29 protein-coding genes are annotated in these 24752 nt (G+C 68.5%); 16 read left to right on the top strand and 13 right to left on the bottom strand.

Translation table 11 applies throughout. The features are described 5' to 3' along the window. The first annotated feature begins 19 nt into the window (after positions 1-19). On the top strand, positions 20-385 hold the full coding sequence (locus tag O6P37_RS01545; protein WP_269892411.1) for a hypothetical protein: 366 nt from the start codon (positions 20-22) through the stop codon (positions 383-385). A 76-nt stretch (positions 386-461) separates the two neighbouring features. Here the strand turns inward: O6P37_RS01545 and O6P37_RS01540 are convergent, their stop codons facing one another. Genes O6P37_RS01540 through O6P37_RS01530 form a run of 3 tightly spaced genes read right to left on the bottom strand, consistent with a single transcriptional unit; the run spans position 462 to position 2030 of the window. Further along, positions 462-779: an SH3-like domain-containing protein gene (locus O6P37_RS01540; RefSeq protein WP_269892410.1), complete on the bottom strand. Its 318-nt coding sequence runs from the start codon at positions 777-779 to the stop codon at positions 462-464. Then, positions 766-1362: a nitrile hydratase subunit alpha gene (gene nthA / locus O6P37_RS01535; RefSeq protein ID WP_269892409.1), complete on the bottom strand. Its 597-nt coding sequence runs from the start codon at positions 1360-1362 to the stop codon at positions 766-768. Before nthA ends, O6P37_RS01540 begins: the two co-directional genes overlap by 14 nt. Next, entirely contained in the window at positions 1359-2030 is a 672-nt protein-coding gene (locus O6P37_RS01530) for an SH3-like domain-containing protein (RefSeq protein WP_269892408.1), read from the bottom strand. Before O6P37_RS01530 ends, nthA begins: the two co-directional genes overlap by 4 nt. Positions 2031-2331: 301 nt before the next feature. Here O6P37_RS01530 and O6P37_RS01525 point away from each other — a divergent pair, with 301 nt between their 5' ends. Both O6P37_RS01525 and O6P37_RS01520 read left to right on the top strand, forming a co-directional pair. Next, the gene (locus O6P37_RS01525) at positions 2332-3093 is read left to right on the top strand and encodes a bestrophin-like domain (RefSeq protein WP_269892407.1); all 762 of its coding nucleotides are present in this window, start codon (positions 2332-2334) and stop codon (positions 3091-3093) included. Positions 3094-3121: 28 nt separating this feature from the next. Further along, the gene (locus O6P37_RS01520) at positions 3122-3523 is read left to right on the top strand and encodes an ester cyclase (RefSeq protein WP_269892406.1); all 402 of its coding nucleotides are present in this window, start codon (positions 3122-3124) and stop codon (positions 3521-3523) included. 36 nt (positions 3524-3559) lie between these two features. Here the strand turns inward: O6P37_RS01520 and O6P37_RS01515 are convergent, their stop codons facing one another. Then, on the bottom strand, positions 3560-4417 hold the full coding sequence (locus tag O6P37_RS01515; protein WP_269892405.1) for a hypothetical protein: 858 nt from the start codon (positions 4415-4417) through the stop codon (positions 3560-3562). Positions 4418-4600: 183 nt separating this feature from the next. Next, positions 4601-4975 carry an HNH endonuclease gene (locus tag O6P37_RS01510; RefSeq protein WP_269892404.1) on the bottom strand — a complete coding sequence of 125 codons (375 nt, stop codon included), beginning with the start codon at positions 4973-4975 and terminating at the stop codon, positions 4601-4603. Positions 4976-5131: 156 nt separating this feature from the next. On the opposite strand from O6P37_RS01510, the gene O6P37_RS01505 reads away from it, so the two are divergent. Both O6P37_RS01505 and O6P37_RS01500 read left to right on the top strand, forming a co-directional pair. After that, entirely contained in the window at positions 5132-6409 is a 1278-nt protein-coding gene (locus O6P37_RS01505; RefSeq protein WP_269892403.1) for a serine hydrolase domain-containing protein, read from the top strand. Positions 6410-6467: 58 nt separating this feature from the next. Continuing rightward, the gene (locus tag O6P37_RS01500; RefSeq protein ID WP_269892402.1) at positions 6468-7541 is read left to right on the top strand and encodes an LmeA family phospholipid-binding protein; all 1074 of its coding nucleotides are present in this window, start codon (positions 6468-6470) and stop codon (positions 7539-7541) included. A gap of 7 nt (positions 7542-7548) precedes the next feature. Here the strand turns inward: O6P37_RS01500 and O6P37_RS01495 are convergent, their stop codons facing one another. Then, a complete protein-coding gene (locus O6P37_RS01495) occupies positions 7549-8226 on the bottom strand; it encodes a cutinase family protein (protein ID WP_264011338.1) in 678 nt (225 codons plus the stop codon). Positions 8227-8474: 248 nt separating this feature from the next. On the opposite strand from O6P37_RS01495, the gene O6P37_RS01490 reads away from it, so the two are divergent. Then, positions 8475-8648, top strand: a complete 174-nt coding sequence (locus O6P37_RS01490) for a CsbD family protein (protein ID WP_264011331.1) — start codon at positions 8475-8477, stop codon at positions 8646-8648. 98 nt (positions 8649-8746) lie between these two features. On the opposite strand, the gene O6P37_RS01485 is transcribed toward O6P37_RS01490, so the two are convergent. Beyond that, positions 8747-9430 (bottom strand): guanylate cyclase, encoded by a 684-nt coding sequence (locus O6P37_RS01485; RefSeq protein WP_269893139.1) that lies wholly within the window; start codon positions 9428-9430, stop codon positions 8747-8749. Between the two features lie 42 nt (positions 9431-9472). On the opposite strand from O6P37_RS01485, the gene O6P37_RS01480 reads away from it, so the two are divergent. Then, positions 9473-9631, top strand: coding sequence for a hypothetical protein (locus O6P37_RS01480; RefSeq protein ID WP_269892401.1), 159 nt, complete (start codon positions 9473-9475; stop codon positions 9629-9631). Here the strand turns inward: O6P37_RS01480 and O6P37_RS01475 are convergent. The 3 genes from O6P37_RS01475 to O6P37_RS01465 are packed head-to-tail and all read right to left on the bottom strand — an operon-like array spanning position 9628 to position 11275. After that, positions 9628-10419 (bottom strand): adenylate/guanylate cyclase domain-containing protein, encoded by a 792-nt coding sequence (locus O6P37_RS01475; protein ID WP_269892400.1) that lies wholly within the window; start codon positions 10417-10419, stop codon positions 9628-9630. The genes O6P37_RS01480 and O6P37_RS01475 overlap by 4 nt on opposite strands. Before the next feature lie 10 nt (positions 10420-10429). Further along, positions 10430-10804, bottom strand: a complete 375-nt coding sequence (locus O6P37_RS01470) for a limonene-1,2-epoxide hydrolase family protein (protein WP_269892399.1) — start codon at positions 10802-10804, stop codon at positions 10430-10432. 39 nt (positions 10805-10843) lie between these two features. Continuing rightward, entirely contained in the window at positions 10844-11275 is a 432-nt protein-coding gene (locus O6P37_RS01465; RefSeq protein ID WP_269892398.1) for a hypothetical protein, read from the bottom strand. A gap of 127 nt (positions 11276-11402) precedes the next feature. Here O6P37_RS01465 and O6P37_RS01460 point away from each other — a divergent pair, with 127 nt between their 5' ends. Beyond that, positions 11403-13049 (top strand): HNH endonuclease signature motif containing protein, encoded by a 1647-nt coding sequence (locus O6P37_RS01460; RefSeq protein WP_269892397.1) that lies wholly within the window; start codon positions 11403-11405, stop codon positions 13047-13049. A 9-nt stretch (positions 13050-13058) separates the two neighbouring features. On the opposite strand, the gene O6P37_RS01455 is transcribed toward O6P37_RS01460, so the two are convergent. Together O6P37_RS01455 and O6P37_RS01450 are read right to left on the bottom strand one after the other, a co-directional pair. Continuing rightward, positions 13059-16001: an aminotransferase gene (locus tag O6P37_RS01455; protein ID WP_269892396.1), complete on the bottom strand. Its 2943-nt coding sequence runs from the start codon at positions 15999-16001 to the stop codon at positions 13059-13061. Further along, a complete protein-coding gene (locus O6P37_RS01450; protein ID WP_269892395.1) occupies positions 15998-16870 on the bottom strand; it encodes an alpha/beta fold hydrolase in 873 nt (290 codons plus the stop codon). Before O6P37_RS01450 ends, O6P37_RS01455 begins: the two co-directional genes overlap by 4 nt. A gap of 85 nt (positions 16871-16955) precedes the next feature. Here O6P37_RS01450 and O6P37_RS01445 point away from each other — a divergent pair, with 85 nt between their 5' ends. The 5 genes from O6P37_RS01445 to O6P37_RS01425 all read left to right on the top strand — a co-directional run bounded on the left by O6P37_RS01445 (position 16956) and on the right by O6P37_RS01425 (position 20972). After that, entirely contained in the window at positions 16956-17429 is a 474-nt protein-coding gene (locus O6P37_RS01445; RefSeq protein ID WP_269892394.1) for a VOC family protein, read from the top strand. 82 nt (positions 17430-17511) lie between these two features. Next, positions 17512-18138: an Mce protein gene (locus O6P37_RS01440; RefSeq protein WP_269892393.1), complete on the top strand. Its 627-nt coding sequence runs from the start codon at positions 17512-17514 to the stop codon at positions 18136-18138. Beyond that, positions 18135-18806: a hypothetical protein gene (locus O6P37_RS01435; protein ID WP_269892392.1), complete on the top strand. Its 672-nt coding sequence runs from the start codon at positions 18135-18137 to the stop codon at positions 18804-18806. Before O6P37_RS01440 ends, O6P37_RS01435 begins: the two co-directional genes overlap by 4 nt. A gap of 4 nt (positions 18807-18810) precedes the next feature. After that, positions 18811-19716: an alpha/beta fold hydrolase gene (locus tag O6P37_RS01430; protein WP_269892391.1), complete on the top strand. Its 906-nt coding sequence runs from the start codon at positions 18811-18813 to the stop codon at positions 19714-19716. Positions 19717-19718: 2 nt separating this feature from the next. After that, a complete protein-coding gene (locus O6P37_RS01425; protein ID WP_269892390.1) occupies positions 19719-20972 on the top strand; it encodes a WS/DGAT/MGAT family O-acyltransferase in 1254 nt (417 codons plus the stop codon). Here O6P37_RS01425 and O6P37_RS01420 read toward each other — a convergent pair. Further along, the gene (locus O6P37_RS01420) at positions 20939-21568 is read right to left on the bottom strand and encodes a TetR/AcrR family transcriptional regulator (protein WP_269893138.1); all 630 of its coding nucleotides are present in this window, start codon (positions 21566-21568) and stop codon (positions 20939-20941) included. The genes O6P37_RS01425 and O6P37_RS01420 overlap by 34 nt on opposite strands. A gap of 24 nt (positions 21569-21592) precedes the next feature. Between O6P37_RS01420 and O6P37_RS01415 the strand changes: the two genes are divergently transcribed. The 3 genes from O6P37_RS01415 (at position 21593) to O6P37_RS01405 (ending at position 24728) form a co-directional block, all read left to right on the top strand. Continuing rightward, a complete protein-coding gene (locus O6P37_RS01415; RefSeq protein ID WP_269892389.1) occupies positions 21593-22357 on the top strand; it encodes an SDR family NAD(P)-dependent oxidoreductase in 765 nt (254 codons plus the stop codon). Between the two features lie 22 nt (positions 22358-22379). Beyond that, complete coding sequence (locus O6P37_RS01410; RefSeq protein ID WP_269892388.1) at positions 22380-22901, top strand: DoxX family protein; 522 nt, start codon at positions 22380-22382, stop codon at positions 22899-22901. Positions 22902-22985: 84 nt separating this feature from the next. Beyond that, on the top strand, positions 22986-24728 hold the full coding sequence (locus O6P37_RS01405; protein WP_269892387.1) for a DUF3556 domain-containing protein: 1743 nt from the start codon (positions 22986-22988) through the stop codon (positions 24726-24728). Positions 24729-24752: the final 24 nt, after the last annotated feature.

Raw genomic sequence — 24752 nt, 5'->3', positions numbered from 1 at the left:
GGCCACGGACGCGTCGCGCGTGGCGCCGAGGACGTTCATCGGCATTGCGAGGCGGGTCAACCCGGATGAAATGAGCCTTTCGGCTGGACGCCTGTCCAGATATCGTCGCTACGCTGATCACCAGCGCCCGGAACGGACGCTGGCCGAGATGAGCAAGGTCCCCAGCCGGAAGGCTCGCTTGGCGCACGCGGCCAAGCATGCGGAGTTGTGGAACGCGGGGAAGAACCACTTCGGCACCGAGCCCAACGTGCAGATGGCACACAGTATCGAGACGTTTGCCTGGGATGACTATGGAAACCTGCTCATCAAGACCTACTACCCGATGCCGGAATCCGTTGACGGCGATGCTGATCCATATGCCCACCTGTTGGAGGGGCAGAAGTAGCGCTTCGCACCGCACTGGCATCGCGGTTCGGCGCAATGCCTCAGTCAGCCGACGGGAGTGTCGCCAGATCGAACGGTCAGTGATCGTGGCCGTGCGGGCGCGCCAAGAACTCCTGATGTCGCGCTTCGATGACACCGGGATCGAGCGAGCAGGTGTCCGCGAGAGCATCCTCGAGCGCCGCCGCCCAACTGCGCCAGTAGGGCCGGGTCGGCGCCTCGCCCACCCGGACCATGAGCCGTTCCCGGAAGTCCGCATAACTGAACACGCGTTGGCTGAGCGCCATCGTCACGCCGAACAGGCGACGCTCCCACGGTGCGTCGAACGCCAATTCCCCGTTGGCTCGCGGAGGTGCTGCCGGGCCTTCGGCGTCGAGAAGCACCTCAGCGTCCGGCATCGGCTGCCTCGGAAGCCAGCGCGACACCGATCATCGAGTCACGTGTGACCAGTGGAACCAGTTGTTCCGCCGTCCACCCGTCTGTGTCCGACGGTCGCTTGGGCAGCACGAGGTAGCGCGCTTCGGCCGAACTGTCCCAGACGCGGATACGGACGTCGCCGGAGACCACCAGCCCCATTTCGGCAAGGACCTTGCGCGGCTCGACCACCATGCGCGACCGATACTCCGGCGACTTGTACCAGCGCGGTGGCAGGCCGAGGACAGGCCACGGGTAGCAGGAGCAGAGGGTGCAGACCACCACGTTGTGCACATCGCTGGTGTTCTCGACAATGCGCATGTCCGCGCCTTCTACACCGCCGAACCCGAGTTCGGCGATGGCCTTGGTGCCGTGGTCCATGAGCCGTTTCCGGAAGGCGTCATCGGTCCAGGCTCGCGCAATCACCTTGGCGCCGTTGAGTGGCCCGACATCCTTCTCATAGTGCTCGATGACCGCGTCGACGGCGGCCGGGTCGATCAGCCCGCGCTCCAGGAGCAACGACTCCAACGCTTCAACGCGGACGGCGATGGGGTCAGGCTCACTCATGCCGGCTCCAGATAAGGCTCGAACAACTCGATGCGCACCTCGGTGTTGGGCTCGGCCTCGTCGCCCCACAGTTCGGCTCCGTCGAACATGACGGTATACAGGTGCTCTGGGGCAGTTGAGCCGGTGGCGAAACGACGGTCGGGGAGGATCGCGGCGCCGCGGTGGTCGGTCACTCGCCCGAGCCGGCCGCTGACGTAATCAGGCTGCTGACTGTGCCCCTCCGCGGGCGCCGGGCGGACCCGCACCGCATCACCGATCTCAAAGCGTGCGGGCCGCTTCGTCTTCTTGTGCGTCCCAATGATCTTCGGTGCCACCCGAGCATTCATGAGGCGGGGCAGGGTTGGACGCAACGCCACCCGCTGCAGGAACAGGGCCGTGCCCACCACCTTGATCTTCGGAACCGAGCGTTCACCCGAGAGGTACTTGGAAAACATCTGCTCGATGACAGGGACCCACCGCCGGTAGTAGGGGCCGAAGTACTCCTCCGGTGGCAGGAGTGCCAGGTACCCACGAAAGGTGTCGAAATCAGGGCCGAGCAACGTATGCAGGAAGTAGTTGATGCCGAAGATCCGGCGCTCCCAGACCGCGTGGAACACGGGCTCTCTGGGCGTGTGGGCGATCGAGCCGAAGTGCTCGGTCTTGCCGCCCAGATCGTGGCTGTTGGGCACGTAGCGAGCGTAGACCCGATCACCCCGTGGGCGCTGCCGATCTCGAGGCTCGATTTCCGCTTCAACCTTCGTCCTGACCTGCGCTTCTGCTCTTTACGAGGAATTCTTCTTCGAGCGGCGACGTGGGTGCAATGGAAGCGACACCGACGCGCATTCACGTCCGAGGGCCGACAGTCTCGCCGAGGCGATCAGAGCGGAAGTTCGACGATCATCGGTATAAGCCGAACGCCAGGCAGTACGTTGAACACAGCCAACCGCAGGCGCTCTTCAACGCGTTCTCGCGGTGGAGAGCGAGGACTGAGTGAAAGACGTTCTGATCGGCGTCGTTGTCTTCGCGATCATCTTCGGCGGCTCAATGCTGGGGATGTTTCTCGGAAAGGTCCTTCCCGATCCGCATTTGAGCACCGAGTCGCGCGACGCCATCAGGACCATAATGGCCATGCTCGGGACGCTGTCGGCGGTGGTGCTCGGCCTTCTCACCGGCTCCTCCATCAGCTCGCTCGCCGAGAAGGAGAGTGAACTGCGAAGCGCGGGAGTTCAATTCATCATGCTTGATCAGACCTTGGCCGAGTACGGGCCGGAGACCGCGCCGATCCGAGCGTTGGCCAAGGATCTGCTTGCACAGCGAATACATCAGATCTGGCCGGAGGAAGGCGGAGCGGTGTCGCTCACGGCGCTCAGCAGTGGGGCCGGCATCACTCTGGTTCAGCGGGACGTCTTCGAACTGTCGCCGCGGACGGAACGACAGCAGTGGCTGCGGTCCAACGCGCTGGAGAGCACCAACACGATTGCCCAGTCGCGGTGGACGACCGTCGAACAAATCGGAAGCCGATTCCCATGGGCGTTCTTCGTCGTTGTCGTGGCTTGGCTAGCGGTGATCTTCGCCAGTTTCGGACTGTTCGCACCGCGGAACGCAAGCGTGATCGCGGCATTGGTGGTCGCTGCGATTGCACTCGCAGGCCCGATCTTCATGATGCTCGAAATGGATCAGCCTTACGGCGGGCTGGTCAAGATCCCCAGCACTTCTCTGCGCGTCGCCTTGGACCAGATGGGTCGTTCGTAAACCTCCGAGCGGACGAAAGGTCGGCCGGATGAGCCAAAACGATCTGCTCGATGTTTACCGTGCCTACCTGCAGTGCCTCAACGAGCGACAGTGGCCGCGGCTGGGCGAGTTCGTCGCCGATCAGCTTTCCTACAACGGGCGACGTATGACCCTGCAGGACTACAAGGCGATGTTGGAAGGCGACGTCGACGCGATCCCGGATCTGCAGTTCCGGCCCGAGGTCCTCATCGCCGACGGCGACGTCGTGGCGTGCAGGCTGTTCTTCGAATGCACTCCGCGGCACACCTTTTTGGGCTTCGAACCGACAGGCGGGCAGGTGTCGTTCCCGGAGCACGTCTTCTACAGGTTCGACGAGGATCGTCGGATCGCCGAAGTGTGGTCGGTCATCGACAAGCAGGCCGTTCGTGAGCAGGTATCGCGCGGTCGGTAGCGGCGACGGTCAGCGTCGGTTCGACCGGCCCTCGAGTCAGCGTGGCGGTGCAGGTGCGGGTGGCAGCGGGATCGAGTACGGGGCACAGGGTCCGAACAGGTCGGGGCGGAAGAGCTTCGTCACGACGCATTCACCGTTCACGCCAGGGTATTTCGCGGTGACCGTGCGGACGACCAGGCTCCGCACCTGCTTGTAGAGGTCCGTGGACGCCGTGGTGGCCAGACTCTTCGCCAAGGAATACATGTTCATACCGGTTCGGGGAACGGGTTGCTTACCGCGTGCCGTGTCGGGGCCGTCCTTGTTCAGCGCCGAGTGGCACTCCTGGAAGCCGGGCGGCGGACCACCGGGGGGACAGCCGTCGAACGGGAACTGGTTGAAGAACAACAGATTGAAATAGCCGGTGTGGAGACTGGCCGGAAAAGCGCCCGCATTGCAGGACGGGAAAAGCGGGGGAGCCAGCCGGTTCGGCTGCCCCGCCGCGATGTTCTCCTCGACCCAGTTCGAGTGTGCGTAGAAGTCCTGCTGGGCGTGCAGTAAGCCGCCGAACGCGGCGCGCGCGGCTGGCCCGTTCACCAACACCGTCGCACCTGGGCCGGCCGGCAGTGACCCGCCGAGGATGACCGGTGAGAAGACGTCCCACGCCCGCTGCGCCTTGGCGCAGACCTCGGCGGGGCTTTTCGAGTTGTCGATGTGTCGCCAGTCATCGAGCGCGAAGGCGTCACTGCCGACGGCGCCCCCGCCGGGCGGCGGCCCGTTGAGGATCTGCGCGATGCCGAGCTGATTGACCTGATCGGCTGGGAGCGCGGCACGCGTGATGCTGTCATGGTTCTGGATCGCGAATGCCTGCGCGGTCGGCATGGCCAAGCAGCACAATGCGCCGATCAGGCCGGCCACGACGGCTACCGACGCTGCGGCCCGCCCCCGTCGTAGAAATGCGGTCATTCGATCTCCTCCTGGCAACGAAATCGCAACGGAATAGCACGACTCGAAACGTCGCTGCGCTGGCAGGTCAGTACCCGGCGGGCAACAACGGCAAACTCGACGACGATCGGCAGATCACCGGTACGCGTACGACCGCTACTCAGAGCACGGCGCGACGACGGCCTCATCGGCGACGAGCTCGCGCGCGATCTCGGCCTGCCGGACCAGGAACGCCCCTTCGTCGAGCTTCTTGCGGCGCATCCAGCTGGTGACCTCGGAATTGCACTTGCTGGCGTTGCACGAGCCGCAGCTGGGCACCACGTTCGCCAGCGCGTACCGGCCGCCGCGCGAGATCGGCAGCATGCAGTCCTTCTGCAGCGGTGTGCCATTGGCGCCGCAGTAGGCGCACCCGCCCCAGGCTGACTTCAGAGCGGTCCACTGCGCTGCGGTCAGGTCGTGTTCCTGCTCGGCCATCCGCCGGCTGCGTCGGCGCGCGTATCTCGCCGAGCGGGTCCGGCTTCGGGACGGCATGGGCTGAGGCTAGTGCCGGCCGGAGTCTTCGGGCGTGCGATGCGGGTCGCGTGTCGCGTTCGGCTGATCGCCGGCCTCGACTCGGTGACGGGCGTAGGGTCCGGCTACCAGCGATGCCGACGGGCGGTGGGTCCCATGTCCGGATCTCGTCTCCGAATGACGCGCCTGTGCTGCCTCGTCGTCGCGGCAGTGCTGCTGTTGGCCGGTTGTACGTCGTCCGCCGACGGGCCGACGACACCAACGCCGCCGACGACCGCCACCACCGGCGTGGCGTCGACGGCGCTGAGAACGGTTGACGCGGAATCACTCCGGGACGTCGTCGAGGCTGCGGCGAAGGAACTCGAGGTTCCCGGCGCGCTGGTCCTGCTGCAGACCCCGCAGGGGAGGTTCGTCGCGCCCTTCGGGACGACTGAGATCGGGGCCATGACGCCGCCCACCCCCGAAACCCACTTTCGGATCGCGTCGAACACCAAGACGATGACCGCCGCGTTGATCGTGCTGCTTGCCCAGGACGGCAAGCTCGCCTTCGACGATCCCGTGTCGAGATTCGTGGCCGACGTGCCGGACGGTGACAACATCACCGTCGCGCAACTGCTCAAGATGCGTACCGGTCTGTACGGCTACACCGCCGATCCGGACCTGTCGGCGATGATGGACGCCGACCTGGGCCGGGCGTGGACGCCAGGGGAGGTGCTGGCCATCGCCTTCCGTCACCCGCCGAATTTCGCGCCTGACGCCGAATATGAGTACAGCAACACCAATTACGCGCTGCTCGGCCTGGTCGCCGAGAAGGCGGGCGGCCGCCCGCTGGCCCAGCAGTTGCAGGAGAGGCTCTTCGCTCCGGCCGGCATGGCGCAGACCTCGCTGCCCGCCGCTGACGACACCGCCATCCCGGCTCCGTTCTCGCACGGCTACATGTACGGCGGCAGCTTCTACGCCCTCGGCGACGATCCCTACCCGCCCGACATGCAGGCCGCCGCGCGGGACGGGTCACTGAAGCCGGTCGACTACACCCACCAGAATTCGTCCTACGCCACCGCCGCGGGGGGCGCCATCTCGACGGCCGACGACCTGGCCACGTGGATGCGCGCACTCGTCTCGGGCCGGATCTTCGATGCCGACCACCACCGCCGATGGCAGGACGCGCTGCAGGCGGAGAATCCTGACGCGCCCGACGGCCAGGAATACGGGTACGGCATCTCGCATCAGCGGTTCGGACCGCAGGCCGCGATGTTCTACCACGGCGGCGAGCTGCCGGGATTCAACTCGTTCATGGGCTTCGACCCGGAGAACGACGTCACGCTGGTCATTTGGACGAATCTGACGCTGTCGCCGGACGGCAGGACCACCGCGCAGGCGATGTTGCCGATCCTGCTCGACGAGATCTACGTTGGCCTGTCGCTGACATCGCCGCCGCCGACGACCACGAGGTAGCCGGCGGGACCGGCCGCGTCCACGACCTATGCCGGGCCGATGAGGCAGAATCGCGACGATGACGACGCCCCCGCCGCCACGCCCAGGGCAGCCCGGATGGCGTGGTCGCGGCCAGCCGCCCCAAGATCCGGCGACGCACCGCATCCCACGCGGCCGGCCGGAACCGCCGACCGAGAGATTCCGCCCGCCGCCGCCACGTCCCGACGCGCCTCGCCCACCCGACGCGGGTCGCACCGAGCGGCTGCGGCGGCCGCCGTCACCGGCGGACATGTCGCCTACTCAGGAGATCCGCCGAACGCCGCCGGCCCCGCCAGTACCGCCACCGGCCCCGCCAGTACCGCCACCGGCTCCGCCGTTGCCGCCGGCAGCGCCGCCGCAAGCTGACGCGCCCAAGCCATCCAAGCGGGGGTCGCTGCTGGGCAACAAGCAGTCGGTCATCCTCATCGCGGTCATCGCCGTCGCTGCGATCGTCGGTGGCCTCGCGGGCGCCGAACTATATGCCCGCAGCCGGGCCGACAGCATCCTGGTCGACGTCGCCGAATGCGTGGTCGACGACGGCGCCACCATCTCCTTCGGCGTGAACCCGCCGTTCCTGTGGCAGCACATCACCGGCCATTACACGAACATCTCCGTCGTCACCGCCGGTGACCGCGTGCAGAGCGCCGACGGGATGACCGCGGACGTCACGCTCGAGGACATCCGGCTGCAGGAGACCGCGGACTCCAAGGGCACGATCGGCTCGCTGAACGCGACGCTGACGTGGAAGTCGGCCGGTATCAAGGACACCGTCGCGGACAACCTGCCCGGCGTCGGCAGCCTGGTCACCGGCGTGCGAACGGACCCGGCGGCGGGCACGATCATCCTCGACGCGGGGGACTACAGCGTGACGGCCAAACCCATCGTCGCCGACGGCAACCTCGACCTGCAGGTCCTCGACGTCAACGGGCCGCTGCCGAAGGACACGGTGCAGTCGGCGCTGAACGACCTCACCAAGAAGCTGAACGACAACTACCCGCTCGGCATCCACGCCGACAGCGTCGAGGTCACAGACACCGGCGTCGTGGGCACCTTCTCCAGTCAGAACGCGTCGATCCCCAAGGAGGACGCCGACCCCTGCTTCGCCCGGCTCTGAGCGCCGTCTACATCGGCGGTGGCGGCAGGGGTGGCGGCGGTGGGGTCAACCGGCCTGCGGCGAAGGCAGCGCCCTGATGGGTCAGGCCGTTGGCGACGTACAGGCCGTGCAGATGCCCGTCGGCGCCGGGACTGCAGATCGGGTCGCCCGGCACACACAGGTTCAGCGACTTCGCCGCCAGCGGCTCGCTGAGCGGGACGGCGGTGGCGCCGTACTTGCGCAGCACCTGATCCGTCGGCTTGCCGAAATAGACCACGGCAGCGATGTGCTCACCGACCTCCGGGGGCAGCGGCGCGGGAACCGCCTCGGGCGGGAGGCCCTGCGGCGCGGTTCCGGAGGCGACGAAGTCCGCCACGACCGCGCCCTGGGAGTATCCGCCGAGCACGATCCTGGTGGCCGGGCAGGCCGCCGCGGTGTTCTGGATGTGCACGGCCGCGTCCCGGGCGCCGTCCACGACGGTCCGCTGGAAATCCGGGCTGGCGAAATCGCCGGAGGCCGCGTAGTTCACCGGATACACCGCCAGGCTCCGCATGCCGAGATGCCACCGGAGCGCGTCGACGAAGGACTGTCCCGGTGCGCCGACACCGAACGGCTCGTTGGTGCCGCGAGCGAACACCACCTCGACGTCGGTACACGGCGGCGGCTGCGCGGACGCCGGTGCCGGCCCCGCGAGCAGCGCGAACATCGAGGTCACAGCCGCGCCCACCACGGTTGCGCCGCGCCGGAAGCCGTCTGCCCACGGGCGCACCCGTGCCTGTGAAGTCAAAAAAGCCACCGAAAAGTCCCCACCCCGTCGCAGAATCCCGGACCCGACGTGAATGTTAGCTGCGTCGCGCCGGATGCGTGTGCGGGTTTCGACGCGATGCTCGGAGGGGTACCTCAAGGCATCGGCCCGGGCTTCCGGGCCGGATCGCCAACGAAGGAGTGGGCACCGTGAGCGGCACCGATAAAGCGAAAAACAAGATCGAAGACCTCGGCGGCAAGGCCAAGGAAACCCTTGGACGGGCGACGGGTGACCGGACGACCGAGAACGAGGGCCGCGGCGATCAGTCGAAGGCGAGCCTCAAGGACGCCGGCGAGAAGGTCAAGGACGCGTTCAAGAAGTAGTCGCATCACCCCCGGTCGTTGACCGGGTTCTGGAAGCGCGCCCATGACGGATTTAGTCCGTTGTGGGCGCGCTTCGTGCGTTGGTGACGCAGCCCGGGTCAACCGCCCAGCGTCACCGGTATCTCGTCGCTCAACCGGAAGCCGTCGGCGAGCGGCAGGTCATCACCGCTCCAGAACTTGCCCGGGTCGAACCAGCTGTAGTGCTTCTCCGTGGTGAGCAACCCCATCTGCTCGTAAGTGATGGCGACCGTCTCGGCGCAGTAGGCGGTCTGCAGGCCGACATTGAGCTTCTCGGCCTTCCTGCGCTGCGCGGCGGTGCGAACCTTGCGGTCCACGAACGGGATTCCCCGCACCCAGTCACTCGCCGTGGGAACGCGGCCACGGAACCATCGGCCGGTCAGTCGGGCAGTCGACGGGAACGGCGTGCCGTCCATGCGGGCGATCACCTTGAGTGCCAGGTCCTCCTGCTCGCGCGTCGCGTACGGGCTGAGCTGACGCAGCCAGCACCGCTGCCCGTAGTTCTGCATCCACCGCTCGGCGGCCTCCCGGGCATCGTTGAGCTGGACGCCGCGGTGATGGTCGCCGGTCCACAGGTCGAGGAGCTTGTCGCCGAGTTCGGCATGCCAGATCAGCGGCGGCATGTCGTCGACGGCCACCGTCATGCCGACATGGTTGACCGGCGCGTTCGTCATCGTCTGGATCGCCCGGTCCGGCCCGGAAGCGCCGCGGAACAGCCAGATGTCACCCGTGCGGGTCTCGTTCAGCGCCTGCGTCAGCGACACCGTGTTCGCACTCACCAGCGCAGCTTAGGCACACTGTCGATCATGCGGAGCATCTGGAAGTGGGTTGGGCTGGCCGGTGTGGCGGGCGTGGTGGCCGGCGGTGCGCTGGTGGCGCGGGACCAGCGCAGGCGCAATGCCTACACCGCCGACGACATCCGCGCCCGCCTGCACAAGCGGCTGGAGGAGGCTGACCGCGCCTAATCGGAGACCGCGTAGAGCCGGTAGGACCCCTTGAATCCTTTGAGCTCCGCGTCGCGGCCCTCGTCGAACGTGACACCGTCGCAGTCGGCGTTCTCACAGGCATCGCGCACCGAATCGCTGACCAGGATCTCGCCGCCCTCTGCCTGTGCGGCCACCCGGGCGGCAAGTGCCACGTTGCGGCCGAACAGGTCCTCACCGCGACGCACCGACTTGCCCGAGTGGATACCGATGCGCACGCGAATGCCGTTCGGCCGCTTGCTCAGTGCGCGTTGCAGGTCGACGGCGCAGCGCACCGCCTGATCCGGCTGGGCGAACGCCACCATGAAGCCGTCGCCCTGACTCTTGACGACGTGGCCGCCGTGGTTCTTGACGTGCCGTTGCACCAGGCGGGCGTGCCCGCTGATCAGCCGCGTCCAGGCCCGGTCGCCGATCCGGTTGTTGAGCGTGGTGGAGTCCTCGATGTCCGAGAACATGATCGCCACCTTGCCGTCGGGGGCGAGCCGGGCCAGGTCGGGTCGCTCCACCTCGAACCAGTCGGCGAGGTCCTCGATCGATGTCCGGATGGCGCCGCCGAAGCCCTTCTCGCGGACCAGGGTGGCGGTCTGCCACATCGTCTTCACCGCTTCACGGCCGCCGCTCAGGAGCATGTTGCGGGTGTCGTATCGACGGTGCAGCTCCTCGGCCTCCTGGCGACTGCGCGTCAGGAGTACCCACAGCACCGCGATGGCCACCGCCTCTGCCGCCGCGACTGCGCCGAGCGCGTAGGCCGCGATCTGCAATCCGCTCACCGCTGTCCGGCTAGCTGAACGCGTTGAGGATCGTGGCCATGTCGAAGTAATCGCGCCATGCCGCGATTCTGCCGTCTGCGATCTCGAACACCCCCATCACGGGCAGTTCGATGTCGGCGCCGCCGGGTCGGCGCATGACGTCGGTGCGTTCGTTCATCACCAGGTCGCCCATGCTCACCTGCCGATGTACCCGGAACTCGAGGTGCTCGAAGTTACCGAGGAAGTCGCGAATGTACTCCTCGATGGCTGCCCGGCCCTGCACCGCGGGCAACGGGATGTTGTGAAAGACAGCATCTTCGGTGAAGAAGCCGGCCAACTCACGGGGATCGGGGGAGGTCCACCGGCCGCAGAAGTCGGTGACGAGTTCGTCCGCGGATCGCGTCATGCGTCGACTAAACGCGAGCGTCCGCCCGGAAAGCAAGCCTCAGACTCCGGTCGACGATCCCGGTCGCACGATCATCAGAATGGTCACCGCCACCCACAGCAGGTTGAAGATGCCGGTGGTCATGGCGAGTCGCGGCACCGTCGCTCCGTCGAGCACCGCACGCTGATCGGGCAGGATGCTCGCGACGAGGACGGCGGCGGCGATCGCGGTGAGCGCGATCGACACCAGCACCCAGGCCTGCGTCAGCACGCCCATCGACAGTGCGGTGCCGATGCCGAGGAGGGGCACCGCCACTCCAACGATCGCGTATGTGCGGCAGATCCTGTGGAGGGCGATCGTCACCGGCCCGGCCGCGGCGTCCGGCCCGGCGGCGGCGCGCGCGTAGCGCGGGAAGATGCTCGCCGCGACGGCGATCGGGCCGATGGCGAGAATCGCCAGCACCACATGCAGGCTGAGGAAGACGGCGGACATCGGCGTCGACGTTAAGCGACGGCAGGTCTGTCGAACGCCGCCTGGACGGACACGATGCGCTGGAATCCGGACATGCCGTGTCGCCGATCCGCCAGTTCTGTCAGACCCCTCTGCGATAATCGAATGTATGTTCGATCCGGCGCAGGCGAGTTTCGACGAGGTGCTGGCCGTCACGCGTCCGGAGTCGGTCCACGCGCGCGAACTGATCTCCGCGGTGTTGGCGGCCGCGCGCCGGGAGAACCAGCAGGCCGCGGCGCGGTTGACCGCGATCGGCGACCTGTACGCACTGCGGATGTCCGAGCGCGATGAGCTCAGCGACCAGTGGGCTGTGGACACCGAATCGGCTGTGGCCGTCGAGATCGGCGCCGCACTCAACGTCGCTTACGAACGAGCCAAGAATCAGGTCAGCCTCGCCCGCGGCCTGCGCGAACGCCTACCGCTGGTCGCGGCCATGTTCCGCGCCGGCGAACTGACCATCGACATCGTCGACACCCTGCTGCACCGCACCACCCTGATCACCGACCCCGCCATCTTGACCCACGTCGACGCCACCCTGGCCGGTGCGGCGCCCCGGCTGATGCGGCTGAGCTACGGACAGCTTTGCGGGTATGTCGACCGGGTCATCGCCATACACGACCGGGATGCGGTGCGGCGGCGCAAGAAAGCCGCCGACGAGCGTGAGATCTGGGTCATCGACGGCCTCGACGGCATGAGTCATTTCGGCGGCACCATGCCCACCGCCGGGGCCCGAGTGTTCGACAACCGCCTCGACGCGCTCGCCGAGACCGTCTGCCCGGCCGATCCCCGCACCAAGAAACAGCGCCGCGTCGACGCCATCGAGGCCATCTCCCGCGGCACCGACCACCTGCCATGCCAGTGCGGCAGTCCCGACTGCCCCAACAAGAACGCGGTCGCCGCCCCCTTCGTCATCCACACCATCACCGGCCCCAACACCGATAGTGGGTCTACTGCCGACACTGAGGCTGCCGCCGAAGAGGCGGACACCGTGGGCACCCCCGACACCGACGCCGACTGCGACGCCGCCGCCACCGAAACGGATACCGGCGCCGACGCCTACACCCCGGCCAACGCCGCGGCCGACGACACCGTTGATGAGTCGGTGGCGAGCCTGGTGCACAACGACGGCATCCTGCCGCCCGAGCAGATCGCCGGCCTCGCCGAGGCCGCCACGATCCGGCCACTCATCCACCCGGGTGACGCCGCACCCGAACCCCGCTACACCCCCTCACGCAATTTGGCGGAATTCGTGCGGTGCCGCGACATGGGCTGCCGGTTCCCGGGCTGCGACGTGCCGGCGTTCAGCACCGACATCGACCACACCATCCCCTACAGTCAGGGTGGGCCGACCCAGACGTCGAACCTCAAATGCCTATGCCGCCTGCACCATCTGATCAAGACCTTCTGGGGTTGGCGCGACCGACAACAGTGCGACGGCACCGTGATCTGGACCAGCCCGGCGGGCCAGACGTATGTCACCAAGCCGGGCAGCGCCGTGCTGTTCCCCAGCCTCTGCGTTCCGACGGCCGCCGCAGTTGTCACACCGCGACCCGACGACCCAAGCGGTGAACGCACCGCGATGATGCCCAAACGGCAACGCACTAGAGCCCAATCCCGAGCCGCCCGCATCGCCGCGGAACGCCAACAGAACCGCGAACACCGCGAAGCCCGCCGCCGCGCCCGTCGACAAGCACTCGACGCACTGTTCGCCCCCAAACCACCACCGCAACCCGTCGACGAACCACCACCCTTCTAGCGGGAGCGGTTACCACCCCTCGGTGAGCACGCGATCAAGCGTGTCCACGTAGAAGTCGGCGGATTCGACGTCGATGCACAACGGCGGCTTCGTCTTCAGGATGTTCGAATGGTCGCCGGTCGGCTGGATGATCACCCCGAGTTCGAGCATTCGCTCGCAGATCGCGGCCGTCTCATCCTTGGCCGGTGCCAACGATTCCGGATCGCGGATCATCTCGACGCCGAGGTACAGCCCGATCCCGTGCACCGTGCCGATGATCGGGTGCCGGCTCTGCAGTTCCTGCAACCGTGCCTTGAGGTGCGCGCCGACATCCGCCGCATTCTGCTGCAGCCCCTCGTCGCGCAGCACATCCAGCACGGTGATTCCGATCGCGCACGACACCGGACTGCCGCCGGTCGAGGAGAAGAAGTAGCCCTGCGACCTGAAGGCCTCGGCGACGGCCCTGCTGGTCACCACCGCCCCGAGCGGTGACCCGTTGCCGGTCGACTTCGCCATCGACACGATGTCCGGCACCACGCCCTGCTGCTGAAAACCCCAGAACCAGTGGCCGAGTCGGCCGTAGCCGACCTGCACCTCGTCGGCGATCGCCAAGCCGCCCGCCCCGCGCAACGCCGCGTACACCTGCTCGAGGTACCCGTCCGGCAGCGCCATCCCGCCGGCGTTCCCGTACACCGCCTCACAGATGAACGCCGCGGGTGGCCTGCCCTCGACGACGAGCTGCTCGATCCTGGCCACGGCATCGGCCGCGTAACGGCTCACATCTTCGCCGCGGTACGTCCCCCGGAAGCTGTTCGGCGAGTCGACGGTGTGCACCCAGTCCGGCCGCGTGGCAACGGCATTGGGATTGTCCGCCGTCGACGTCGACACCGCGTCCGTCGCACACGTCCACCCGTGATAGGCCTCCCGCACCGCCACCACGTCGCGCCGGCCCGTCGCCGCCAGCGCCAACCGCATCGCCAGATCACTGGCCTCCGACCCCGAGTTCACCAGGAACACGGTGTCCAGCGGCTCCGGCAGCGCCGCGGCGAGCCGCTCGCTGAACTCGACCACCGCCTCGTAGTTGAACCGCGAGTTGGTGTTCAGCTTGCGCAGCTGCCGCGCCGCGGCATCGGCCACCCGCGGATGCGCATGCCCCAGCACCGTCACGTTGTTGACCATGTCCAGGTAGCAGCGCCCCGACGTCGACATCAAGAAGTGCCGCCAGCCGCGCTCGATCCGCGGCGGCCGGCGGTAGTAGTGCTCCTGGACCGGCGCGAAAGTCCTGTCGCGCCGCGCCATCAGATCACCGTCGACCGCATCCGACTCGAGCGCGGCGAGCCCGAGCAGTGGCCGCGGATCCCGCGCCATCGCCAGCCACCCCCGGGCAAGCTCCGGCCGCACCAGCGCGGGCGCCCTCGGTGCTCCGACCGGCTGCACGGCCACCTCACACCAGCGGCCCGCGACCGCCTCGCCCAGCGGCGCACCCGCGGCGACGCGTCCGGCCGGCGCACCGGCCACCCCGGTCAGCCTCAGCTCGAACTCCGCACCCCGAAGCACCGCGGCACCGTCGACGTGCTCGACCTCACCGTCCCACGGCGCCACCAGGCCGACGTCCTCCGCCGGCCACACCCCGATCCCCGTGGGGACGACGTCGGCGCTGCGGTGGCTCAACCTCGGAGCGCTGCTCAGACGCGGCTCGCCGAACCGAGTGACCGCCAACGCGGCCCCGCTGCCCACAGCGGCGCGTGCGGCCGCGTCCTCGACGTCGTCCCTCAGCCACCCGCCCGGGGCGAACGCGCCGTCGTACACCTCGGACGTCACTGAAAGGTCCAGCGTGACAATGGCATCCGGATCGATCCCCGCCACCAATGTCCCGGCCGGCAGCGCGGGCGGCGCCGCCATCCCGAGTTCTGCCCGCAGCAACGCCGTCATCACGTCCTGCGGCACCGACACCGCCTGTTCGAACATCCGCCATTCGCCGTCCGCGTGTTCGGTGACGTAGTCGTTGTCCGGGTCGATCGCCGCCTGCTGCGCGCCGCTGACGATCAACACCGCGGTCCGCAACACCAGCATCGGCCACAGCGCGTCGACCTCCGCCGGACTCAGCGGTCGCACCTCGTGGAACGCGCGCACCGCAGGCAGGATCGACGTCGGATCGGCCCCGGGATGGCCGAGCACCGACGACGCCGTGATCGCCAACTCCGAGACCGCCCAACTCGTGGTGAGGTCGCCGAAGTCGATCACCCCGTCCGGCCGCACCGATCCGTCGGCCGTACGCGACACCACCACGTTGGCATCGGTGAGATCCAAATGCACCGGCTGGCAAGGCAACTCGTCGGCCACCTGCTCGATCCGCGTCCAGGCCTCCCGCGCGGCCTGCTCGGCCAGCGCACGACGGGACGGGTCATCGACGTGGTGGCCGAGCGCCGCCACCACATCCGCGCCGTAGCGCAGATCCCACTGCAGGATCCGGTCCAGGCCGGGGTGCTCGAACCCGGCCAGCGCGCGGCTGACCCGCCCGGCGATGTCACCCAGCCCGCCGACGGCCGCCGGCGACAGATAGCCGGCATCCAACAGCGTCCCGCCGGGCAGGAAGCGCAGCCACCGCACATACGCGGTCCGGTCCAGCAGCCCGTCGACCGCCGTGCACGTGTCACCGTTCCGGTTCGCCAGGGGAACCGCGATTCGCAACCCCGGTTCGGCTTCTTCGATGAGCGCGGTCGCCTCGTCCTGTGCCGCCAGTTCGGTTCCGGTGAACGCCGGATTGGCGATCTTCAACACTCCGAGGACGTCACCGTCGTCGGCGCGGACGATGAAGTTCTTGTCCTGCTGGCTGCCAAGCGACTCGGCGCGCCCGGTCACGCCGTAGTGCGTGCTCAGCAGTTGTTCGGCCTGCGCCTCGGTCACCTGCGGCGCAGGCAGTTCCGGCTCGGCGAGGAAGTTGAAGCCGACGGTGCGGTGGTCGTTGCTCACCGGCTGACGAAGGACACCACGACTTCGGTGAAGGCGTCGTTGTCGTCGCCCGCCGCCGTGTGGCCGGCGTCGGCCAGTTCGACGAACTCCGCCGCAGGCACCTTGGCGAGGAAGTCCCTGACCCCTTCGGTGCTCACCACGTCGGAGAGCTTGCCACGGATGAGGAGGATCGGGATGGTCAACTCGATGGCCGATTGTTCGAGCTGATCCTCCCGGACGAACGGGTCGTCGTTCGGGGCGGTGAGGAACGCCGGATCCCAGTGCCAGTACCAGCGGCCGTCGCGCTGCCGCAGGTTCTTCTTCAGACCCTCGGGGCTGCGGGGCTTGGCGCGGTGCGGCAGATACTCGGCGACGGCGTCGGCGGCCTCCTCGAGCGAGTCGAAGCCGTGCACATGGCTGAACATGAAGTCGCGGATGCGCGCGCTGCCGTCCTTCTCATAGCGCGGCACCACGTCGACGAGCACCAGTTGGGTGACCTTCTCCGGCCCCGCCCGGTGCGCGACCGTGATGCCGGTCAACCCGCCCATGCTGGCCCCGATCAACGCGACCGGCCTGCCGATCTGATCGATCACGGCGAGGGTGTCGGTGCACAGCGCCTCGACCGTGTAGTTGGCCTCGGGGGAGCGGTCGCTGTCGCCGTGGCCCCGGCTGTCCAGTGCGACCACATGAAGCCCCTGATCGGCCAGGATCTGGCCGGTCTTCTTCCACGAGAAGCGGTTCTGACCCCCGCCGTGCAGCATCAACACAGTCGGCCGGCCGGCCGCAAGTTCCGCACCGCGATTCCACTCGTCGGCGACCAGCGACAGCCCCTCCGCGCCGCGGAACGTGACGGTCTGTGGCTGGATCTGATCGGACTTCGCGGTGCTCACAGCCTCACGCTATCGCGGCGGCGATGAGGTTCCCGGCTGGGTCGAGTCTCACTACATACGAGGTCTCCAGCAGAAAGGATTCGCCATGCCCGCCATCACGCCGTCGCTCTGGTTCGACGACAACGTGGAGGAAGCCGCCGCCTTCTACACATCGGTGTTCCCCAACTCCCACGTCGAGCAGATGTACCGCTACACCGAAGCCGGGCCCGGCACGCCCGGGGAGGTGGCATACGGCACGTTCGTCCTGGACGGCACCCGCTTCCTCGGCATCAACGGCGGCCCCGCGTTCCAGTTCTCTGAAGCGGTGTCCTTCGAGGTGCTCTGCGCCGACCAGGACGAGGTCGATCACTACTGGAACAGCCTGGTCGACGGCGGCGAGGAGTCGCAGTGCGGCTGGCTCAAGGACCGCTTCGGGCTGAGCTGGCAGATCGTGCCGAAGCGGCTCTACGAGTTGCTGAACGATCCCGACCCGGCCCGCGCGGCGGCCGCCACGAAGGCGATGCTGGGCATGCAGAAGATCCTCGTCGCCGAACTGGAGGACGCCGTCGCCGCAGTCTGAGCCGCCCATCCTCCGGGGAGTCGCCGAGGTCGCGGATCGCCGTCCCGTACTTTGAAGGCGGAGTGCCGCGAAGGAGCGACCAATGGCAAAGCACGCCGCCCCGGCGGACTGGGGCGTCGACGGCGACGTCGGTGAGTCGGATGCCGCCGACGAGTCCGTATCCGAGGATGCAGACAGCGACGACACGGCAGACGCCCGGAAGAAGCGACGCGGAGCGCCCTGGTCACTGATCCGGCTGGCCACCGTGGCCGGCCTCGTCGTGGTGCTGGCGCTCGCCGGGCTGACCGGCTGGCTCGGCTACCAGGGCTGGCAGGCACACCAGGCCGAGCAGCAGCGCGAACGCTTCCTCGAAACCGGCCGCCAGGGCGTGCTCAACCTGACCTCGGTCGACTGGCAGCAGGCCGAGGGCGACGTGCAGCGCATCCTCGACTCGTCGACCGGCGGGTTCTACGACCAGTTCCAGCAGCGGGCCGCGCCGTACACCGAGGTGGTCAAGCAGGCGCAATCGAAGTCCGTCGGCACCATCCAGCAGGCCGCCCTGGAGTCGGTGTCCGACACCGGTGACTCGGCGAAGGTGCTCGTGGCCGTGTCGATCGCGGCGTCGAACGCCGGCGCGCCCGACCAACCGCTCCGGTTCTGGCGGATGCGGGTGACCGTGGACGAGGTCGACGGCCAGATGAAGGTGTCGGACGTGGAGTTCGTGCAGTGAGCAGCGAGAAGGATCCCATCGAGCCCGACGCGTCCGAGGCCACCGAGTCCCACACTCCCGAGGTCGCCGAGCCCGACGACACCCCCGAGGTCACTGAGCCCGAGGACACCCCCGAGGTGACTGAGCCCGACGTCGTGCAGCCCGAGGACACCCCAGAGGTCGCGGAGCCCGAGCCCCGGGCCGGCATCCCTTGGGCCCGGGTGCTGGCCTTCGGTGTCCTGCCCGCGCTCGCGCTGATCCTCGCGATCTCCGCGGGCGTGCTCAAGTGGCAGGTCAACGAGGCGCGTCAGGCCGATGCGGCCCGCACCGAGAGCCTGCAGGCCGCGCGCAGCACCGTGGCGCTCATGCTGACCTACGACCCCGCGAAGATCGACCAGCAACTCGCCGAAGCCCGTGATCTGCTCACCGGCCCGTTCCGCGACACCTACATCACGATGACCAACGACATCGTGATCCCCGGCGCCAAGCAGCAGGGCATCACGGCCGTCGCCTCCGTTCCCGGCGCCGCGATCGAATCGGTCGACAAGAACCGTGCGGTCACGATGCTCTACGTGAACCAGAAGGTCAGCGTCGGCGGGCAGATGCCGACCGACAACCTGTCGACGGTGAAGGTGACGCTCGACAAGGTCGGAGACCGGTGGCTCGTCTCGCAGTTCGAGCCGGTGTGAGCGCATGAGTGAACCCGGCTGGCTCGACGTGAGCGTCCCCGCGGGACGGCTGCGGGCGCTGACATGGGGTCCCGAGGACGGCCCGATCGCGCTGTGCCTGCACGGTTTCCCGGACACGGCATACGGCTGGCGGAAACTGGCGCCCGCGCTCGTCGCCGCCGGATGGCGGGTGGTGGCGCCGTTCATGCGCGGCTACGTGCCGTCGTCCCTGCCGTCCGACGGTAGCTATCACGTCGGAGCCCTGATGGACGATGCCCTTCGGGTGCTGCAGGCCGCGGGCCCGACCGGACGTGACGTCGTCATCGGCCACGACTGGGGCGCGATCGCGACCGCCGGGCTGGCGGCGATGCCCGACAGTCCGTTCGCGAAGACCGTGATCATGTCGGTGCCCCCGCCGGCCAGCTTCCAGCCGATCGGCCGGCTGCCGGACCGCGGCAAGCTGGCCGCCCAGCTGCCCCGCCAACTCCTGCGCAGCTGGTACATCACCTACTTCCAGCTGCCGTTCCTGCCCGACCGGTCCGCCTCCTGGGTGGTGCCCCGGCTGTGGCGGCAGTGGTCGCCGGGCTACTCCGCCGGTGAGGACGTCCGCCACGTCGACGCGGCGATCGGTGCGCCCGAGCGCTGGCGGGCCGCCTTGGGCTACTACCGCGCGACCGTGCGCAACACCAAGCCACCGGAGCAGTACGCCGAACTGCACCGGCACTGGCTGTCCGCGCCCAAGTTGCCGACGCTGTACCTGCACGGCGCCGACGACGGTTGCGCCGCACCGGATTACGCCCAATGGGTGCAGCCGGTCCTGCCCGCGGGCAGCGACATGGCGATCGTGGCGCGGGCCGGCCACTTCCTGCAGCTCGAGCAGCCCGACGAGGTGGGCCGCCACATCGTCGGATTCGTCGGCGCCGCGCGATAGCGATGCGCCGGCTCGCCGCGGCCGACGCCCAGACCCACTGGCTGTCGGCCAAGATGCCCAGCGACCAATTCCTGGTGTACGGATTCGCGGGCGGCCCCGCCAACCCGCGCGAGGCGCTCGAGCCGGTGCGTCAACGTGCCCGCGGCTGCGGCGAGTTGCGGCTGCGAGTCCGCGAACGCGGCCCCCTGACCTACCCCGAGTGGGCGCGCGCCGACATCGACGACCGGCAGTTCTGCGTGCACCATCTAGACGACCGCAGCTGGACCAACTGTCTGGCCGCGATCCGCCGGCTCGCCGACGGCCAGCTCGACGCCCACGAGATGACCTGGCGGCTACACCTTTTCGGCGCTGTCGAGGCCATCCCCGGCGCCGACCGCCCGGGCACCGTCGCGGTGCTGCAGACCACCCACGCTCTCGCCGACGGGGTGCGGAGCTCGGCGCTGGCCGCCCTGCTGTTCGGCAGGCCAGGTGGCGTCGAGCCGGTGCCGACGGCGCGCTGGCCAGCCTCCCGGCTGCCCGGCCGGGCAACCACCGCCGCACGGACCCATCGCCGATTGCTGCGCGATGTCGCCGCCGGACACACACCGCCGCAGGCGGAGACCCGTCCACCGCTGCGCACCAACGCCAGGCCGTCCGGTGAGCGGCACGTCCGGACGATCGTCCGGCGCCGACAGGCGCTGCCCGGGCCCACCGTCACGACGGGTGTGCTGGCGGCCGTGTCGGGAGCGCTGGCCGCGCAGCTGCGCGAACTCGGCGACGACCCCGCCACCCTCGGGGCCGAGGTGCCGATGGCAACGGTCGGGAAAAGGCTGGCGCACAATCATTTCGGGAACGTCGGTGTCGATCTGCACCCTGAGCTCGACTTCGCCGGCCGGGCCCACCGGATCGCGCAGGACCTCGCCGACCGCAGACGCCGCGCCGCGCATCCGGGCATGCGCGCCGCCGCCCTGGCGTTCGCGGCCACGCCGGCCCCGCTGCTGCGCTGGGGCGTCGCTCAGTTCGATCCTGACGTGCGGGCGCCGCTCGTCATCGGCAACACCGTCGTCTCGAGCGTCGACAGGGGGGCCGCCGACCTGAGCTTCGGAGGCGCGCCAGTAGTGGTCACCACCGGATTCCCCGAACTCTCGCGGATGGTGGGACTGGCCCACGGTGTGCACGGCATCGGGGACACCATCGCCATCAGCGTGCATGCCGCCGAGTCGGCGATCGGGGACGTCGACGCCTACACGGCGCGGCTGGCCGCGGCGCTGGGCTGAGAGGCGCGCAACGATGCGATCCCCACGTCGAGCGCGGCCTCCAGGTAGCTCAGGTCGCCGGTGCTGAGCAGCACCGACACCCCGCCCTGGATACCGGCCAGCAGGGCCGCAGCGGCACGCTGCGGATCCACCGACGCGGCGATCTTGTTCTGCGCCTGCATCGCCCGTACGCCGGCCTCGATCTCCATCCGCCAGCGGTCGATCAGTGTCGTCGTCACCGCGTGCGCGCCGGGCGTGCGGCCGATCTCGGACATCACCGTGGACAGCGGACACATCCGGCCCTGCCTGCGGTACCGCTCGACCACCACGTCGCGCCAACGCTGCCAGGCCGCCCACGACGTCAGCCTGCTCAGATGCGGCTGCTGGTCGGACAGCACCCGGTCGGCCTCCTGCGCGGCGACGGCGAGCAGCAGTTCTTCCTTGCCGCCCGGGAAATAGTGGAACAGCTGACTCTTCGAGGTCGCGGTGCGCGCCAGCACGTCGTCGAGTGTGGTGGCGACCGCACCGCTGAGGCGGATCTCGGCTGCGGCGCCGTCGATGATCCGCTGCCGGGTGGCGCGTCCCTTCGCGGTGAATTTCTGGACTTGCGGGTCCATTTTCATCGGGGCACTGTCGGACTCATGAGCACAAACGATACGCGGCTTGCGGGCCGCACCGCGCTGGTCACCGGCTCCACCGGAGGCCTCGGAACAGCCATCGCACGGGCGCTCGCCGACGCCGGAGCCTTCGTCGTCGTGTCCGGCCGCAACAAGCAACGCGGTGACGCGGTCGTCGCCGAAGTCCGTACCGCAGGAGGCGAAGCAGCCTTCGTCACGGCCGATCTGGGCGGGGGAGCAGAGGCCGCCCAAGCACTGGCCGAGCACGCCGTCGCTGCCGCGGGCGGCCGGCTCGACATCCTCGTCAACAACGCCGCGACCCTGTTGATGCCGAAGCCGACGTCCGACATCACCGAGCGGGAACTGCAGGAGGTGTTCGGCGTCAACGTGTTCGCACCGCTTCTGCTGACCGGGTTGCTCGCGCCCGCGATGGCCGAGCGCGGTGAGGGCGCCGTCGTCAACATCGGATCCAACACGGGCCTGCGCGGCAGCGCCGGTTCGGCCGTGTACTCCGGCAGCAAGGCGATCCTCCACTCCTTCACCAAGTCGTGGGCCGACGAGTACGGGCCGTCGGGGGTGCGGGTCAACGCCGTGGCGCCCGGACCGATAGCCACCGAACGCGCGGTGGAGTTCGCCGAGCACGTCGGGCCGATGTTGGCGCGCATCCCGTCGCGGCGGATGAGCACCCCCGAAGAGGTCGCCGCCGCGGTGGTGTTCCTCGCCGCCGACGATGCGGCGAACATCCACGGCGCTGTGCTGTCCATCGACGGGGGGTGGGCAGCCGTGTGACAGATGCCCTAGATTCTGTTACGTGGATGCCTACGATTTCGTCCTTCTGGTGCTGCGCGTCGTGCTCGGCCTGACCATGGCCGCGCACGGCTACAACAAGTTCTTCGGCGGCGGGCGCATCCCCGGCACCGCGGGCTGGTTCGAGAGCATCGGCATGAAGCCGGGCACCTTCCACGCCCGCGTTGCCGCCAGCACGGAGATGGCCGCGGGCATCGGCCTGGCCGTCGGGCTGCTCACCCCGGTGCCTGCCGCAGGCTTCGTGGCGCTGATGCTGGTGGCCGCCTGGACCGTGCACCGCCACAACGGCTTCTTCATCGTCAAGGAGGGCTGGGAGTACAACCTGGTCCTGGCCGTGACGGCCGTCGCGATCGCCGGAATCGGCGCGGGCAAGCTGAGCCTGGACTACGCGCTGTTCCACGGCACCGCCGTCTGGGATTACGTGCAGGGCTGGGGCGGCCTGGCCGTCGCCGTGGTCCTCGGCCTGGCCGGCGGCATCGGGCAGCTGGCGATCTTCTTCCGGCCGCCCGCCAAGACCGCGGGCTGATCCCGGCCCGGCGCGAGCCGGCGATGCGACGGTCATCGGACCAAGTGGGACCACGGGACTAGAACACGTTCTAATCTGTCCGGCATGGGTTTTCTCAAACAGGACGCGCCCGTCGTCGACTATGCCGAATGGAGCAAGGGCACCCGCGCCGAGAGGATCGTGCCGATGGCCCGGCACTGGGCCGAGGTCGGCTTCGGCACGCCGGGCGTGCTGCACCTGTTCTACGTCGTCAAGATCCTGCTGTATGTGCTGGTCGCCTGGCTGATCGTGCTGAGCACCGACGGCATCGACGGGTTCACCGCCGTGGCCACCTGGTACGCCGAGCCGATCGTCTTCCAGAAGGTCGTGCTGTACACGATGCTGTTCGAGGTGGTCGGCCTCGGCTGCGGCTTCGGACCGCTCAACAACCGGTTCTTCCCGCCGATGGGCTCCATTCTGTACTGGCTGCGGCCGAAGACCATTCGTCTGCCGCCGTGGCCCGATCGCATCCCGCTGACCAAGGGCGACAGCCGCACCCCGTTCGACGTCGCGGTCTACGGCGCGCTGCTGGTGATGCTGGTGGTCGCGCTGTTCTCCGACGGCACCGGTCCCATCCCGGAACTCGGCACCGAGGTCGGCGTGCTGCCGATCTGGCAGACCGCGGCCGTGCTGGGCCTGCTCGCCGTCATCGGCCTGCGCGACAAGGTGATCTTCCTGGCCGCCCGCGGCGAGGTGTACGCCTCGCTCGCGGTGTGCTTCCTGTTCAGCGGCGCCGACATCATCATCGCCGCCAAGCTGGTGTGCCTGGTCATCTGGCTGGGGGCGGCGACGTCGAAACTCAACAAGCACTTCCCGTTCGTCATCTCGACGATGATGAGCAACAACCCGGTGTTCCGCCCGCGCTGGATCAAGCGCAAGTTCTTCGAGCACTTCCCCGACGACCTGCGGCCGGGCCGGGCCTCGCGCTGGCTCGCCCACTTCAGCACCGCCGTCGAGGGACTCGTGCCGCTGGTGCTGTTCTTCAGCCACGGCGGCTGGGCCGGTGCGATCGCGGCGTTCATCATGCTGGTGTTCCACTTCGGCATCCTGTCGTCGATCCCGATGGGGGTGCCGCTGGAGTGGAACGTCTTCATGATGTTCAGCGTGCTGGCGTTGTTCGTCGGCCACGCCGGCATCGGTCTGAGCGACCTGCAGAGTCCGTGGCCGGTCGTGCTGTTCGCCGTCGTCGCCGGCACCGTGGTACTGGGGAACCTGTTCCCGCGCAAGGTGTCCTTCCTGCCCGGCATGCGGTACTACGCCGGCAACTGGGACACCACGCTGTGGTGTGTGAAGCCGTCGGCGTCGGAGAAGATCACCGCAGGCCTCGTCGCGATCGCCGCCATGCCCGCCGCGCAGATGGAGAAGTACTACGGCAGCAAGGAGACCGCGGAGATGTACCTCTACATGGGGTACGCGTTCCGGTCGTTCAACAGCCACGGCCGGGCGATGTTCGCCCTGGCGCACCGCGCCATGGCCGGGCACAACGAGGACGATTACGTGCTGACCGATGGCGAGCGCATCTGCAGCACCGCCATCGGATGGAACTTCGGCGACGGCCACATGCACAACGAGCAGTTGATCGCCGCCATGCAGAAGCGGTGCCACTTCGAGCCGGGGGAGGTCAGGGTCGTTCTCATCGACGGCCAGCCCATCCACCGGCAGCGCCAGGAGTACCGCCTGGTCGACGCGGCCACCGGCGAGTTCGAACGCGGCTACGTCAAGGTGGCCGACCTGGTGACGCGGCAACCGTGGGACGACACCGCGCCGGTGCACGTGACGTGGCAGAAGGACGGCGCCGACGCTACGTGAGCCTCAGCCCAGCATGTCGGGGGT

The organism is Mycobacterium hippophais (assembly GCF_027529605.1).
GTDB lineage: Bacteria > Actinomycetota > Actinomycetes > Mycobacteriales > Mycobacteriaceae > Mycobacterium > Mycobacterium arseniciresistens.
The sequence above is the reverse complement of the archived record's forward strand: the minus strand, read 5'-3'. Positions and strand labels throughout refer to the sequence as shown.

Bases quoted from the DNA above. Each gene is read 5' to 3' on its own strand.
- O6P37_RS01495 (WP_264011338.1), bottom strand. From the start codon at position 8,226: ATGTTCGCGCTGCTCGCGGGGCCGGCACCGGCGTCCGCGCAGCCGCCG.
- O6P37_RS01460 (WP_269892397.1), top strand. From the start codon at position 11,403: ATGTTCGATCCGGCGCAGGCGAGTTTCGACGAGGTGCTGGCCGTCACG.
- O6P37_RS01540 (WP_269892410.1), bottom strand. From the start codon at position 779: ATGCCGGACGCTGAGGTGCTTCTCGACGCCGAAGGCCCGGCAGCACCT.
- O6P37_RS01415 (WP_269892389.1), top strand. From the start codon at position 21,593: ATGAGCACAAACGATACGCGGCTTGCGGGCCGCACCGCGCTGGTCACC.
- O6P37_RS01430 (WP_269892391.1), top strand. From the start codon at position 18,811: ATGAGTGAACCCGGCTGGCTCGACGTGAGCGTCCCCGCGGGACGGCTG.
- O6P37_RS01425 (WP_269892390.1), top strand. From the start codon at position 19,719: ATGCGCCGGCTCGCCGCGGCCGACGCCCAGACCCACTGGCTGTCGGCC.
- O6P37_RS01505 (WP_269892403.1), top strand. From the start codon at position 5,132: ATGACGCGCCTGTGCTGCCTCGTCGTCGCGGCAGTGCTGCTGTTGGCC.
- O6P37_RS01480 (WP_269892401.1), top strand. From the start codon at position 9,473: ATGCGGAGCATCTGGAAGTGGGTTGGGCTGGCCGGTGTGGCGGGCGTG.
- O6P37_RS01470 (WP_269892399.1), bottom strand. From the start codon at position 10,804: ATGACGCGATCCGCGGACGAACTCGTCACCGACTTCTGCGGCCGGTGG.
- O6P37_RS01500 (WP_269892402.1), top strand. From the start codon at position 6,468: ATGACGACGCCCCCGCCGCCACGCCCAGGGCAGCCCGGATGGCGTGGT.
- O6P37_RS01420 (WP_269893138.1), bottom strand. From the start codon at position 21,568: ATGGACCCGCAAGTCCAGAAATTCACCGCGAAGGGACGCGCCACCCGG.
- nthA (WP_269892409.1), bottom strand. From the start codon at position 1,362: ATGAGTGAGCCTGACCCCATCGCCGTCCGCGTTGAAGCGTTGGAGTCG.
- O6P37_RS01465 (WP_269892398.1), bottom strand. From the start codon at position 11,275: ATGTCCGCCGTCTTCCTCAGCCTGCATGTGGTGCTGGCGATTCTCGCC.
- O6P37_RS01445 (WP_269892394.1), top strand. From the start codon at position 16,956: ATGCCCGCCATCACGCCGTCGCTCTGGTTCGACGACAACGTGGAGGAA.
- O6P37_RS01440 (WP_269892393.1), top strand. From the start codon at position 17,512: ATGGCAAAGCACGCCGCCCCGGCGGACTGGGGCGTCGACGGCGACGTC.
- O6P37_RS01510 (WP_269892404.1), bottom strand. From the start codon at position 4,975: ATGCCGTCCCGAAGCCGGACCCGCTCGGCGAGATACGCGCGCCGACGC.
- O6P37_RS01520 (WP_269892406.1), top strand. From the start codon at position 3,122: ATGAGCCAAAACGATCTGCTCGATGTTTACCGTGCCTACCTGCAGTGC.
- O6P37_RS01405 (WP_269892387.1), top strand. From the start codon at position 22,986: ATGGGTTTTCTCAAACAGGACGCGCCCGTCGTCGACTATGCCGAATGG.